Annotated in this window: 14 protein-coding genes; 10 read left to right on the top strand and 4 right to left on the bottom strand. The window is 46.7% G+C overall.

What is annotated here, in order from left to right:
• Window positions 1-115 precede the first annotated feature (115 nt).
• The 3 genes from pfkA to IC230_RS09460 all read left to right on the top strand — a co-directional run bounded on the left by pfkA (window position 116) and on the right by IC230_RS09460 (window position 2,617).
• On the top strand, window positions 116-1,090 hold the full coding sequence (gene pfkA, locus IC230_RS09470) for a 6-phosphofructokinase (protein ID WP_191038750.1): 975 nt from the start codon (window positions 116-118) through the stop codon (window positions 1,088-1,090).
• Between the two features lie 109 nt (window positions 1,091-1,199).
• Window positions 1,200-1,349 (top strand): hypothetical protein, encoded by a 150-nt coding sequence (locus IC230_RS09465; protein ID WP_191038749.1) that lies wholly within the window; start codon window positions 1,200-1,202, stop codon window positions 1,347-1,349.
• Between the two features lie 104 nt (window positions 1,350-1,453).
• Window positions 1,454-2,617, top strand: coding sequence for a hypothetical protein (locus tag IC230_RS09460; RefSeq protein ID WP_191038748.1), 1,164 nt, complete (start codon window positions 1,454-1,456; stop codon window positions 2,615-2,617).
• A gap of 54 nt (window positions 2,618-2,671) precedes the next feature.
• On the opposite strand, the gene IC230_RS09455 is transcribed toward IC230_RS09460, so the two are convergent.
• Window positions 2,672-3,469 (bottom strand): YdcF family protein, encoded by a 798-nt coding sequence (locus IC230_RS09455; protein ID WP_191038747.1) that lies wholly within the window; start codon window positions 3,467-3,469, stop codon window positions 2,672-2,674.
• 185 nt (window positions 3,470-3,654) lie between these two features.
• Here IC230_RS09455 and IC230_RS09450 point away from each other — a divergent pair, with 185 nt between their 5' ends.
• Entirely contained in the window at window positions 3,655-5,106 is a 1,452-nt protein-coding gene (locus tag IC230_RS09450; protein WP_191038746.1) for a TlpA family protein disulfide reductase, read from the top strand.
• 93 nt (window positions 5,107-5,199) lie between these two features.
• Here IC230_RS09450 and IC230_RS09445 read toward each other — a convergent pair whose 3' ends face one another.
• Window positions 5,200-6,111, bottom strand: coding sequence for a DUF58 domain-containing protein (locus IC230_RS09445; protein ID WP_191038745.1), 912 nt, complete (start codon window positions 6,109-6,111; stop codon window positions 5,200-5,202).
• 180 nt (window positions 6,112-6,291) lie between these two features.
• Window positions 6,292-6,726, bottom strand: coding sequence for a septal ring lytic transglycosylase RlpA family protein (locus tag IC230_RS09440; RefSeq protein WP_191038744.1), 435 nt, complete (start codon window positions 6,724-6,726; stop codon window positions 6,292-6,294).
• Between the two features lie 272 nt (window positions 6,727-6,998).
• Here IC230_RS09440 and IC230_RS09435 point away from each other — a divergent pair, with 272 nt between their 5' ends.
• The 6 genes from IC230_RS09435 (at window position 6,999) to IC230_RS09410 (ending at window position 11,695) form a co-directional block, all read left to right on the top strand.
• Window positions 6,999-7,325 (top strand): DUF3276 family protein, encoded by a 327-nt coding sequence (locus IC230_RS09435; RefSeq protein ID WP_191038743.1) that lies wholly within the window; start codon window positions 6,999-7,001, stop codon window positions 7,323-7,325.
• Window positions 7,326-7,586: 261 nt separating this feature from the next.
• The gene (gene ychF, locus IC230_RS09430; RefSeq protein WP_191038742.1) at window positions 7,587-8,687 is read left to right on the top strand and encodes a redox-regulated ATPase YchF; all 1,101 of its coding nucleotides are present in this window, start codon (window positions 7,587-7,589) and stop codon (window positions 8,685-8,687) included.
• Window positions 8,688-8,900: 213 nt separating this feature from the next.
• Window positions 8,901-9,326 carry a response regulator gene (locus IC230_RS09425; protein ID WP_191038741.1) on the top strand — a complete coding sequence of 142 codons (426 nt, stop codon included), beginning with the start codon at window positions 8,901-8,903 and terminating at the stop codon, window positions 9,324-9,326.
• Window positions 9,327-9,668: 342 nt separating this feature from the next.
• Entirely contained in the window at window positions 9,669-10,061 is a 393-nt protein-coding gene (locus tag IC230_RS09420; RefSeq protein WP_191038740.1) for a RidA family protein, read from the top strand.
• A 31-nt stretch (window positions 10,062-10,092) separates the two neighbouring features.
• The gene (locus IC230_RS09415; RefSeq protein ID WP_191038739.1) at window positions 10,093-10,758 is read left to right on the top strand and encodes a hemerythrin domain-containing protein; all 666 of its coding nucleotides are present in this window, start codon (window positions 10,093-10,095) and stop codon (window positions 10,756-10,758) included.
• A gap of 94 nt (window positions 10,759-10,852) precedes the next feature.
• On the top strand, window positions 10,853-11,695 hold the full coding sequence (locus tag IC230_RS09410; protein WP_191038738.1) for a helix-turn-helix domain-containing protein: 843 nt from the start codon (window positions 10,853-10,855) through the stop codon (window positions 11,693-11,695).
• A 123-nt stretch (window positions 11,696-11,818) separates the two neighbouring features.
• Here the strand turns inward: IC230_RS09410 and IC230_RS09405 are convergent, their stop codons facing one another.
• Complete coding sequence (locus tag IC230_RS09405; protein WP_449451368.1) at window positions 11,819-13,075, bottom strand: type IX secretion system plug protein; 1,257 nt, start codon at window positions 13,073-13,075, stop codon at window positions 11,819-11,821.
• Window positions 13,076-13,171 lie beyond the last annotated feature (96 nt).

Raw genomic sequence — 13,171 nt, 5'->3', positions numbered from 1 at the left:
TGGGATAATTCCCGGATACATATCTTTTGATTGGGAAATGCGGATAAATTTGCGGGGTTTATTACGGGTACCCACCTAACCTTTTTGTGAAATTCTCTAAAAATAGAATCAACCTATGAAACGAATAGCTGTTTTTACCTCGGGTGGCGACGCGCCGGGTATGAACGCCTGCATCCGGGCGGTTGTCCGAGGGGCGGTCTATCACGGCATCGAAGTGTTCGGTATCCGCCGGGGGTACAGCGGGATGATAAATGGCGATATTTTTCAGATGTCTTCGCACTCAGTCAGTAACATTGTCCAGCGAGGAGGTACCATTCTGAAATCGGCCCGTAGTAAAGAGTTTATGACGCCCGAAGGTCGGGCGAAAGCGTTCGAGCAGCTTAAAAAATTTGATATAGAAGGCTTGGTGGCCATTGGCGGTAACGGTACGTTCACCGGCGCTACCCTTTTCTATGACGAATACGGCATCCCAACCGTTGGCGCACCGGGCACGATTGATAATGACCTTTACGGCACAGATTACACAATCGGTTTTGATACGGCTGTAAATACCGCTCTGGAAGCCATCGATAAGATTCGCGATACGGCCGATTCACACGACCGGATTTTCTTTATTGAAGTAATGGGGCGCGATTCCGGATACATTGCTATTCAATCGGGTATTGCCGGTGGTGCAGAGATGGTGATGGTACCCGAAGTACTAACCCCTATCTCAGAAGTTGTTGAAGCACTGAAATCGGGCTGGAGCCGTCAGAAGTCATCCTCTATTGTTGTCATTGCGGAAGGTGAGGAAGAAGGCAATGCCGTTGAGATATCAGAGAAGATTCGCCAGCAGGTTCAAACGGAAATTGATATGCGGGTAACCACGCTGGGTCATATTCAGCGTGGAGGTATTCCAACCGCCTACGACCGGATTCTGGCCAGTCGTTTAGGTTTGGGCGCGCTGGAAGGCTTAATGAATGGCGAAAAAAATGTAATGGCAGGCATCGTTAACAATGAGTTGGTTTACACGCCCTTCCGGGATACTATTCGCTTACCCAAGCCAATTAGTGAGGATTTACTCCGAATGGTAAAAATTCTGAGTGTGTAACGCATCAAGACAGACCTATAGGGTAGGGTGTCCAAAAGCCTACTTTGAATCTGAGCCAAAATAGTAGCTTTGTTTATTATTATCACCCACAATAAACAAAGCTACTATTTTGGCAAAGGATATAGATTTGGCGGCAGAAAATACACGCTTGAAACTACTTGTCAAGCAGAAAGATAAGGCCATTAGCAAGCTGGAGCAGAACCTACAAGACAGCCAGCAGAAGAATAAGGTGTTGGCCCTGGAGTTAAAAAAAAAGTAAACAAAGGCCTGGTTTTACAGCCCATAAAGCGGCATAAATATCCTGAATTAGTCGTCTCGCTGAGCGTACAGCTTTACACAAAGCTCGGCTGTGGGTTCAGGGGAGTGGTCAAAACGCTTTCCATTCTCAAAGAAACCTTGGGGTGGGAGTTTGCCAGTGTACCCAACCGCAATTCGATTGAGAACTGGGTGAAAAAGAGTGGCTATTTTATTTACAAAGAGCCCCCTGGGTCGATTGGTGAAAACGAGGGCGATTATGCCATGATTGTGGATGAAAGCATGATGATAGGCAGCGAGAAAATGTTGCTCACCCTTGGCATAAAGGCTGAGAAGACCGAGCCCCTTGCCACTACTCATCAAGATGTATGCGTGCTCAACATCAGCGTACAACCTAGCTGGAACAGCCAAAAGATAGCGCAAGACTTGGCCAAGAGCATCCAAAAACTGGGAGTTTCTCCCCGCTACATTATCAGTGACAATGGATCCAGCCTGAGCAAGGCTATCCGAGACTCGGGCTGTGTCCATATCCGGGATGTGGGCCATACTCTGGGGATGTTACTGGAGCGCGTCTACAAAAACGATCCAGAATTCATTGCCTATATGAAGGAAGTTTCGCAGGTGCGGTTTCGTGAAATAATGAAGCCTATCGCTTATCTGCTGCCGCCCAAGCAACGAACCCTGGCCCGCTTCCTCAATCTGTCGCCCATTTGTGCCTGGTCTGTCCGGATGCTCCAGCATTTCCATACCTTAACCAGCCACGAGCAGCAGATCTTTAGCTTCATTCCCCGTTATGGTTCTTTTATCGAGGAGTTGACCGAGGTGATTGACTGTATCAACCAGTTGCAGCGCGAACTCAAACAAAAAGGGATTTGTCGAAAGACCGCCCAAACTTGCCGCTCGATCATCGGCAGGCATCTAAACTGTAACAATGAGAGAACCCGCCAGTTAATCCATGCGATTGACCGTTATCTAAGTGAAGAGAGTGGTAAATCAAGAGCAGAGGGCCCTAGTTGGCATGCCTCTTCTGATGTGATCGAATCGCTTATCGGGATGTATAAAGCAAAAAAATCGCCCAATCCACTTTATGGGGTAACCGGCTTCGTACAGGTCATGCCATTGTATACCTACCTGGGTTCAGCGACTGCGGCTCCATTTAATTTCAAAAAAAGCCTAGAGAACGTTTTCCTGAAAGATATTCAACAATGGGAGCGAAATAACCTCACTGAAAATCTGGTGATTAAACGAACCAAAAAACTCCAGTCAGCCTAATTTTTTATTCTATTTTGGACACCCTACCTATAGGGTTTTTGAAACCTTATAGGTCTACATATATCCCATCACCTTATACGTGACGTAGCCGACTAATTCGCGAGTAAGGTAATACGCATTGAAGAAAGCGGTTTCGTTGGGCAATAGCCATTCGCCTGGGGCAAATGACCGCCGTCCGCTCAGAAACGTGCTTGGAAACGGAATTACCGCAATACCTTCTTTCTTGAAACAGCCTACGGCCCGGTTCATATGCAAAGCCGATGTTACCAATACACACCGGTTCGTTTGGAAGGTTTTCTGGAGCATCTGCGCTGAAAACAGGGCATTTTCGTGCGTATTGCGTGACTTATTTTCCAACACAATATCATCAGGCCGAACACCAGCCACTCGCAGAAACTGAGCGGTCATCTGCCCCTCATCATTCAGACTTTTGGTCTGAAACGGCAAATTACCAGAGCCACCGCTGATCAGAATTTTCTGAACCGCTCCAGTCTTGTAAAGATACAAAGCTTGCCCAGCGCGGTCAGCTTCGCGCCCCAGCAAAAAACAATCAGCACGCTGTTGTTTATCGCCGGGAATCTCTTTTATACCGTTTACTAAGCCACCAGTCAATAAAACCGCTACCCGCACCGATGAATCAGCAGGTGTTGGTTGAATGGGATATTCCCACCATAAAGCCAACTCATTGACCAGAAACGAATTACCAAATAACCAGAAGATACTAAGCGCTAAACCAATTAATTGGCGACGCCGTCGGGCATTTTTTGTAAAAAAAGCGATCAGTAAAGCCGTAATCAGCCAGCCAGCGGGCGTCAACAGATACGTAATCGTTTTGGAAAAGAAATAAAACATAGACTATAAAAGCCGAGAAAAACGTTCTGTAAACTAAGGCGTTCTATCCCTTTACGGTTCCTGTTCTCCTCTGCTGGCAACGTAGTGAACTGCTACCAGGGCCTGGTTGGAACCTGGAACCGAAAATTGAACTTCTTACGTAAATTTGTACTACTCTGAATCTGCGAAGATACGTACCACTTTTTATGAAAAACCTCGTTCTGACGGCGCTCCTCGGTTTGCTTTTCTTATCTGCCACCTGGGCGCAATCAGCCAACAACACCGCATCGGACGGTTTCAGGATCACGGGCCATATTAAAGGCTTGAAAGATACGACCTGCATACTAGCTCATTACCTGGGCGCAACTCAGTATATTCCTAAGGACACAGCGCGTGTCGATGGTGCTGGCAACTTGATTTTTGAAGGGAAGAAAAGCCTGCCACAAGGCTTATACCTCGCTGTAGCGCCCAAAAATCGGTACATTGAGCTTCTCATTACCGACGACCAGGAATTTTCATTCGATACCGACACAGTCAATACGGTACAGTCCATGAAAGTGACTGGCTCAAAAGAGAATGAACTGTTCTACTCCTACCAGCAGCAACTTAGCAAATTATTCACGGAAGCACAGGCGCTGAAAGGACGCACTGATGCCACCGTCGATAAACAAATGAGTGCTTTGCAGAAACAGGCCAACGACTTTCGTCGGCAATTTCTGACTGATAATGCGAAAACGTTCACGGTTACCTTGCTCAAAGCCAGCGCGGAACCTGAAGTTCCACCGGCTCCTAAACTCGCGAATGGCCGTCCCGACTCCGTGTGGGTTTTCAATTATTTTAAGAGTCACTTCTGGGATGGTTTTGACTTCGCCGACGAGCGACTCGTACGGACGCCTTTCCTGCAACGAAAAATTGATCGGTACATCAAGGAACTAACCGTTCAGGTGTCGGACTCGCTCATTAAAGAGGCCGACTACGTAGTGAGTAAGGCCATCGCCGGAAAAAATAAAGAGATTAGATATTACACGATCTATTACATCACCAGCCCATACGAACAGCCGAAAGTGATGGGTACCGATGGCGTATTTGTGCACATGTTCGAGAAGTATTACGCTACAGGCATTATGACCGTCTCGGATTCATCGACGCTGAAAAATGTAGGCGAACGGGTGGCCAGCATGAAACCGAATCTCGTTGGCAAGATACTGGTTGCTCCTGTGATCACGGATACGCTCCGCAAACCAATTATTATGCAGACTATTAAAGCCGACTATACGATCGTGTTTTTTTATTCACCAACCTGCGGACATTGTCGGGAAAGCGCTCCTAAACTGCAAAAATTTGTCGATGACTATAAAGGCAAAGGCGTTGAGGTGATGGCCATTGCCATTGATCAGGACGTAAAGGAATGGAAGAAATTCATCAAAGAGTTTAAACTCGGTAACGCCATTAACGGTATGGATATGGCCAATCGTACGAATTACGCCAAGCAGTACGATGTCTGGACGACGCCAACGGTTTACATGCTTGATAAGGACAAACGAATCATTGGCCGAAAACTTCCTGTGGAGCAGATTGAAGACTTTATGCTGTTTTACAAAAAGCAACATCCTGTTTCCAAAGCACCTGCCAACGCCAAAGCAAGTGTGAAGAAGTAAGGTAGCGTGGGCTTTAGCCCGCGTAGCCGTAGGCTAATTTATAGCTGTGTTTTTAGCCTACGGCTACGCGGGCTAAAGCCCACGCTACCTTACTTATTTCATTTTCGTCCGTTTCACCAGATAGGACGTTAGGATCTGGTCGAATCCCTGAGCGATGTCAGCTTCAATGAAGTCGATTTTGTACTGACCGCACCGCATTTTCAACTCCTGAAAATACGACCGCACCGCCTGCTGATACGTATCGCGTACCTGTCCGGGTTGCAGTCTTACTTTATCGCCCGTTTCGAGGTCAATAAATTCATACGGGCGTTCATCGAAGGCAAAATTCTCTTCGGTTTTCTTGTCCGTTACGTGGAATAGCAGCACTTCATGCAGATTGTGCCGTAAATGCTGCAATGCCGAAAAAAGCGCATCCGACTTTTCGCTATTATCGAACATATCACTGAAAATTACGACCAATGACCGCTTGTTAATTTTCTCGGCGACCTGATGAATCACGTCAGCAGCTGAGGTTTTACGTAACGGATTGGGTTGCTGCATTAATTGATCCAGTTGCGTAAACAGTTTATGCACATGCGACGGTGTCGACTTCGTGGGCGTCTGTAGGTCAATAGCATCAGCAAAAGTTGTTAGACTGACGGCATCTTTCTGACGCTGAAGCATATACGCTAAACAGGCAGCGGCCATCACGCTGAATGTCATTTTCCCGTAATTCGATTCGGGATAATACATAGACGACGACGTATCGATCAGCAAATGACAGCGTAGGTTCGTTTCCTCTTCGTAGCGTTTGACAAACAGTTTTTCGGTCTTACCAAATACTTTCCAGTCGATATGCCGGGTCGTTTCGCCGGTGTTGTAGAGCCGGTGTTCCGCAAACTCCACAGAGAAACCATGAAAAGGTGATTTATGGAGGCCGGTAATAAAGCCTTCGACCAGTTGGCGGGCCAGAAATTCGACATTACCGAACGAACGTACCTGACCCAGATTAAGCGGTTGTTTCATACTATTTCCGTTGACAGAAGAAAGACGTAAGACGCTAGAGGAAAGATAGGTCTTTTTTCGATCATCGTTACGCTTTCTTTCTCTACCTACAACGTAAAAAAAGAACCGTTCGACATCGCCCGCAGGAATTGCACAGGGAGATATCGAACGGCTCGGGCCATGTAGTCGGTCGTGACTAGCTTACAAAACTGGCTCTAACAGGGGCTGGTAAGCGATGGGTGTGCTAAACACTGAAGGGGCTGAAGCTATAGCACGGCCTTTTCCGACAACCCGCAGCGATACGTTGGCGATTCCTTTCGAAACCATGCCAAGGGCATGGGCAGCCGCATGGGTTAGGTCAATGACACGACCTTTGGAAAAAGGACCCCTATCATTGATTCGTACAATTACGGATCGCTGGTTATCTAGATTTGTAACCTCAACCAACGTATTCAACGGCAGGGTTAGGTGAGCACCTTCCAGGGATCCTGCGCTAACGCGCTCACCGTAATAAGTCTTACGACCATTGAACTTCTTGGAGTAAAAAGACGCTTTGCCTTTCTGTATGAGGCCCGGAAGGACCTCCGCCGATTTTATGTTGCTAAAAAACAACATAAGGGACATGATTAAACTCATACAGTTATCGGTTAGGTGAAAAAAATAGACGGAATGTATGTTGTTAAACTCTACCCATACCTCCGTCCCCAAAAAGTGCAATTCCTATAAAACAAAGATAGTTTATATCAGCTTAACAACCAAGCTATTACACAAAAAACTGTGGAACGGTCTCCACACACGTAGTAGTTTTCGGGGTTCTTTCTCCACAAAATATATTTACCTGCTTTCTTTTTGTTCTATCCTGATTGCCCGTACTTTAGTGGTTGTGAACTGACTAAACCTATTAGATTGTGGACGAAAGAGATCGGGAGAAAATCTACTCAAAGCGAGTTCGGGCGGGGAAACGAACTTATTTTTTTGACGTCAAATCAACCCGCACGAACGATTATTATTTGACCATTACTGAGAGTCGTCGGCATCCGCAGGGCGAGGGATTTATTTATGAGAAGCATAAAATGTTTCTCTACAAAGAAGACTTCGACAAATTCGTTGAAGCCCTACAGGAAACCGTAGATCACGTTAAAACCGAACTCCTGCCCGACGTGGATTTTGCTCAATTTGCCCAGCGTGAACGTAATGAGCAGGACGATTTCGCCAGTGAACTCAAGTGGGAATGAATGAATTGATTATCTCTCAATACGATTTATGCTTTAACTATACTCTCTTCTTATACTTATCAGCTGTGAAATGCCTAAGCCCTCGGTGCCAGCGCCGAAGGCTTTTTTTGCGGTCCGCCGTAGCGGTTGTATTTTTGTAAAAAAACCAAGCAGTGAATGAGCGAATGACAGATTGAGTGAATATTACCGGACATGCGTCAGCTATTCACTCAATCACCGCTCCGGCGGCCCGGTCATTCGCTCATTCACTCATTCATACTTATGGGCTTACAATGTGGAATCGTGGGTTTGCCAAATGTGGGTAAATCGACGCTATTTAATGCCATTTCGAGCGGCAAGGCTGAAGCAGCTAACTATCCGTTCTGTACAATAGAACCAAACGTTGGGGTAGTAACCGTGCCCGACGAACGTCTGGATACGCTCGAAGGGTTGGTGAAACCACAAAAAGTGGTACCAACTATCATTGAGTTCGTCGACATTGCGGGTCTGGTGAAAGGCGCCAGTCAGGGCGCTGGTCTGGGCAATAAATTTCTCGCCAACATTCGCGAGGTCGACGCGATCGTTCACGTGATTCGATGCTTTGAAGATGACAACATCGTTCACGTTGAAGGTAAAGTCAATCCCGTATCCGACAAAGAAATTATCGATGCTGAACTCCAACTGAAAGATCTGGAGTCTGTCGATAAAAAGATTCAGCGCATTGCCAAAGCCGCCCAAGTTGGCGATGCCAAAGCAAAAGCGGAGTTAGCTATCCTGAAACAGTATAAATCGGCTCTTGAAGCCGGGAAGAGTGCCCGTACCGTGCAAGTGTCGCCCGAGGATCAGGAAACGGCTATCGGCGATATTGCGCTGTTGACCGTAAAACCCGTCATCTACGTAGCGAATGTGGATGAATCTTCGCTGCCCAACGGGAATGCGTACTCGGATGCACTTCGGGAAGCCGTTAAAGACGAAGGAGCGGAAGTGATTGTGATCAGCGCCGGTATCGAAGCGCAGATTGCCGAGATGGAAGATGCCGACGAACGAGAACTGTTCCTGAGCGAGTATGGCCTGACGGAATCAGGATTGAGCAAACTCATCAAAGCGTCTTACAGATTGCTTGGGCTTATTACGTATTTCACGGCTGGCGTTAAGGAAGTCCGCGCCTGGACAATTCATCGGGGCTGGAAGGCTCCCCAGGCCGCGGGTGTAATTCATTCAGATTTTGAGCGGAAATTTATTCGGGCTCAAGTCATGAAACTCCCTGATTTTTCGCAGTTTAAAACCGAAGCGGGGGTTCGTGAAGCGGGTAAGCTAGCCGTCGAGGGGAAAGAATACGTCGTACAGGACGGCGACATTATGGAGTTTTTACACGGAGCGTAAGCAAATTTACATAGACGTAAAGCGGGTGGCCTGTTGCTTAAATGGACCACCCGCTTTTTTGTTGACTAGCCTGGGCAGTTACGTATTTCTTACGTTGGCCAATCAATGAATACATTAAACGCTGATTAAGGGCAATCCGTCCAATGCATTTTTTCGTATTTTAGCCTTACAAAACTATAGGTATATCTACTCTATTCGGCCTACCGTAAATTGATGAAAACTTTCTTTAATGTGCTGATCGTCGATGATGATGAAGACGATCAGTTTCTGATTAAAAGTGCCTTTCTGAAGAACTCCTCCCAATTCAATCTTCGATTTGCTACTGATGGAACTGACGTACTGGAAAAAATTGAGAATACTCAGTTTCTACCTGATCTGATTTTGCTGGATCTGAACATGCCTGTTATGAACGGCTTTGACGTGCTTAAGCACCTTAAAAGTTCAACCCTATATCGACACGTACCGGTGATCATCCTGACTACTTCCGCTAATGAAAGTGATATAAACCAATCGTATGAATTAGGAGCGAATACGTTCATTACCAAGCCCATTAACCATCAGGATCTGGTCGATTTAGCGGAGCAGATACGTTTATACTGGTTTGGGCTGGCCAGGATTCCAACGCGTCGAACGAATTAGCCGATGGCGATTCTGCCGTGGAACGCAAACGTGTTTCAAAAAAATAAAACAGTTAGGCAACGGACATAGTTACATACGTATTCACTCACTTCCATCATGAACATTTCCTTAGCTGCCCATGGGCAGCTTTTTTCTTATCCGCTCTGACAGCAATTTAACCGCTCCAGCTTATTATACTCCAACTCACAGTAACGCTAACGGATGAGCCAATCGTTTACCTTGAGGATGATGTAGATGATCCGTTTTTACTTTTTTCGTGCTTTCGCTAATCATGTCGCATTTATTCAATACAAGGCGGTTCAGCACCGGTACTTTTGCAGTGAACTTTAAAACACTATCCACATGCAAAAGTCAATTATCAACCCCTGGCAATGGCAGAACCAGTTGGGCTATGCACAAGCCGTAGAAGTTATACAACCAACCCACACACTCTATTGCGCTGGCCAGGCGGCCATGGATGCCGACGGCAGACCGATCGCAGCCGATATGAGCGGACAAATCGACGCCTGTCTCGACAACCTGGAAACGGTGTTGCAACAAGCCGGTTATTCGTTAGCGAACGTAGTACGGATTAACTTTTACACGACCTCTGTCCCGCAGTTCTTCGCAGCCTATGGTCAGGTCATTGGTCGACTAAGTGCCGGGGGCTGCGTACCCGCCAGCACGTTGGTCGAAGTCAACGCACTAGCCTTTCCGGAACTGATGGTCGAAATCGAAGCCACGGCTGTCAAATAAAATTTTCCTCTCTTTTAACCAAACCACACAAATGCAACGCTACAACGTATTCAATCAAATTCACAAAGGATTACGGGGCATGCTGTACAACACAGCGCTCCAGATTCAGCAAACTGATTTTGCCGCTCCCGAAGCCGACGCTACCATCCAGCAATTAGAGCAGGTACTACTGTTTTTTGATACACATGCCGAACATGAGGATGGGTTTATTCTGCCTCATATTAAAAAGCACAATCCTCAACTGGTTGATGAACTGGAGAAGGATCATGACGTCGATCATCGGTTGACACAAACCCTTTTCGAGAGCATTGAGGCATGGAAAGTTGCTACGCAGCCTGATCAGAAAGAACTGATTGGCCAACGAATCTTCTTTGCGTTCAATGAGTTCATTGCCTTTAATCTGTACCACATGAACAAGGAAGAGAACGTATTGATGTACCAGCTCTGGAAGCATTATACCGACGCGGAAATTCATCAGATGGAAGGTAATATTATCCAATCCATTCCGCCCCAAACGCTGTTTGCTGAAAGTCGCTGGATGATGCGCTCCATAAACGATAAAGAAGTGACGGGTTGGTTATCGGGTATGAAACAGAGCGCTCCGGCGGAGGTTTTTACCAGCTTTCTTCAGATGGCCGAAGATGAACTTTCGCCGGAACGGCTGGCCAGAGTAAAGACGGCTTTAGCCCTTGCGTAACCGGTTACGAAGATGTCGCTTTTTTTCAATCTCAACCCAGATTGACTATCTACTTTTGCGACATCATTCACACCTCACTACGTATCGATAACTAATGACCAGCAATTATCAAGAGTTTAAGCCATCCACAGCTTTACAGCCTTTCGTTAATAATTATTGGCTTCACAGTTTCGAAGCCATCGGTAACCAGGAGTCTCCCGTTCAGCGCTGTTTGCCGTTCGGAGTCCTGGAGATCATTATTCAACTGGATGATAATCATTGCCATGTATTGCACAATAACCATTGGCAGAAACTTCCACATGCGTTCTTTGTGGGCCTCTACCGCGATGCTGTACAGTGGAAGTGCATAGGTTCGGGCCGTAAGTTTGGGATTCAGCTTAAACCAGAAAGTTTGCTTCAGCTGTTTAATGTGCCAGCGGCTTCACTGTTCAACGATTTCACCGATCTCGAAAACGTATTTGGCAAGAAGATTAACCGCCTGGTTGAGAATGTCTATGACCAGCCGGATATTACGTCGGTAATCGCAGCAGTTGAAACGTTTCTGCTGGCACAATTACGGAATCTAAACGCCGAACGAAATTATGTATTTGAAGCGGCCCGGTTGATTCGCCAATCAAAAGGAAACGTCTCCATCGAAGCGCTTAGTGAGCGTTTATACATTAGCAAGCGGCAATTGGAACGTAGTTTCAAAGACAATTACGGCACTACGCCCAAGGTGTATCAACGTATCATTCGCTTCCGGAACGCGTATGAATATTTTTACCAAAATCGTACGGCACCCAGTTGGCTGGATATCTCATACAACTTTGGCTATTCAGATCAGGCTCACTTTATCCGGGACTTCAAAGAGTTTACCAGTGAGGTTCCTACGATGGTATTTCATGACACGGAACAGAAATTTCGGGTGCCTACCTGTTGGGGTATATACGTAGCATAACGCATCTACTTAAGCCACTAAGCAGGATATGTATAATCCGTAGCGTGGGAGCGTGGTGTCAGGTTCGAAAACCTGACACCACGCTCCCACGCTACGGACCTACTTACTCAGAAGATCACAGCTCTACTTCCGCTTATTCACTCCCACTCGTCTGTAGCCAATTAGCTGATCAGCGCGGGATGCGGGCGGACGATGGTACACAAATACTTCGTAATCGTTTTCGGTAGACGAGTAACTGCCTTCAATGTAATTCTCATCTACTTTTGGTGGTGCAGAAGTCGTTTTCACTACATAGTCATAGTTGTAAACACCCTGTTTGAGTAGCACCGAGCCTCGATAAGCGCCCAGTAGGGCATCGTACGCCATTTTATTCCGCTCGTTCAGTTGCCAGAAATTGAAGGCGCCATTAACAAACACATCGACACCCGGTACCTCAGGAATTTTGAGCGTAAAGATCGTTTCTATATAGTCGGCGTTGGTGGCACCGTTACCCGTTTCGCGATGATCAATAACGTACTGACCATTAAAATCGTCGCTCTGAATGTAAGCTCCCTGACTACGCGGCTTATCTACCTGCACATACGCGATATTCCGGTCGGCGGGTCGGTCGATTCGATCAATGTAGTTAGCGCGGGATAACACCGTTCGCGTGTCGAAAAAGCGGAATTCATTGCCGCCGGGCATGGTATTGCTCAGATCAATCAACTGGTAATCCAGCACCTGATCGAAGGCCTGTACATTCGTCGGACGAAGCCCCCGGATTTCGCGATCATCGCGGTAATTCTGCCGGATAACGACTTTAAAATCGTCTTGTGGTGAGATGACCTGATAACCTTTGTAATTGATACTCAAATCAATCTGCTGATCGCTGAATTGCCGATCTGGTGCTGATGAGAATCGCACACCAGCTGCCACCGTTATGCGATTCTGATACGTACTAAACCGACGGGTGAAAATGATGTTGTTCCGGTTGCGTTCGTCGTAAACAACCAATACGTAATTACCCGGTAGCTTCACACGGGGAAGCGTAAAGCGGTAATGAAAATACGGAATCTTCGTGTTGATCGAGGTTTGGTATTCAATGATCGGGTTGTCGTTGTATTCGTAGGTAAATTCAATATCATTCAGAATAGAGCGTTGCCAATCAGCGTTACAGTGAACAAGCCGGGCCCGAAACGACCGGTAATTGGCCGTCAGATCATCAAATTCAAGTTGCAGCGCGACCTGTTCATCGAGCGAAATAACCGGTGGATTTAACGTCAACGCCGGATCGTTCGGATTGGCGCTTACCTGCGGAAACAGCAGCACCGTCTGTACATTCGGGTCGTAAATGTGGTCAATTGTCTGAGGTTGCTGCGCTAGTAACGGAGCCGAAATCATCCAAAGCAATAAATGGGTAAACAACGTAGCGGAAACGCGCATGAATACTGATTTTAACGGACAGTCCGTAGTAGGTAAACGTTACTGAGTCGACAC

It is taken from the genome of Spirosoma validum, from assembly GCF_014699035.1.
Lineage (GTDB): Bacteria > Bacteroidota > Bacteroidia > Cytophagales > Spirosomataceae > Spirosoma > Spirosoma validum.
This window is presented reverse-complemented; position numbering and strand designations above follow the sequence as displayed.

Excerpts from the sequence above, each read along its gene's own strand:
- IC230_RS09405 (WP_449451368.1), bottom strand. The coding sequence starts at position 13,075 with ATGATTTCGGCTCCGTTACTAGCGCAGCAACCTCAGACAATTGACCAC.
- pfkA (WP_191038750.1), top strand. The coding sequence starts at position 116 with ATGAAACGAATAGCTGTTTTTACCTCGGGTGGCGACGCGCCGGGTATG.
- IC230_RS09425 (WP_191038741.1), top strand. The coding sequence starts at position 8,901 with ATGAAAACTTTCTTTAATGTGCTGATCGTCGATGATGATGAAGACGAT.
- IC230_RS09445 (WP_191038745.1), bottom strand. The coding sequence starts at position 6,111 with ATGAAACAACCGCTTAATCTGGGTCAGGTACGTTCGTTCGGTAATGTC.
- ychF (WP_191038742.1), top strand. The coding sequence starts at position 7,587 with ATGGGCTTACAATGTGGAATCGTGGGTTTGCCAAATGTGGGTAAATCG.
- IC230_RS09410 (WP_191038738.1), top strand. The coding sequence starts at position 10,853 with ATGACCAGCAATTATCAAGAGTTTAAGCCATCCACAGCTTTACAGCCT.
- IC230_RS09440 (WP_191038744.1), bottom strand. The coding sequence starts at position 6,726 with ATGAGTTTAATCATGTCCCTTATGTTGTTTTTTAGCAACATAAAATCG.
- IC230_RS09455 (WP_191038747.1), bottom strand. The coding sequence starts at position 3,469 with ATGTTTTATTTCTTTTCCAAAACGATTACGTATCTGTTGACGCCCGCT.
- IC230_RS09450 (WP_191038746.1), top strand. The coding sequence starts at position 3,655 with ATGAAAAACCTCGTTCTGACGGCGCTCCTCGGTTTGCTTTTCTTATCT.
- IC230_RS09415 (WP_191038739.1), top strand. The coding sequence starts at position 10,093 with ATGCAACGCTACAACGTATTCAATCAAATTCACAAAGGATTACGGGGC.
- IC230_RS09420 (WP_191038740.1), top strand. The coding sequence starts at position 9,669 with ATGCAAAAGTCAATTATCAACCCCTGGCAATGGCAGAACCAGTTGGGC.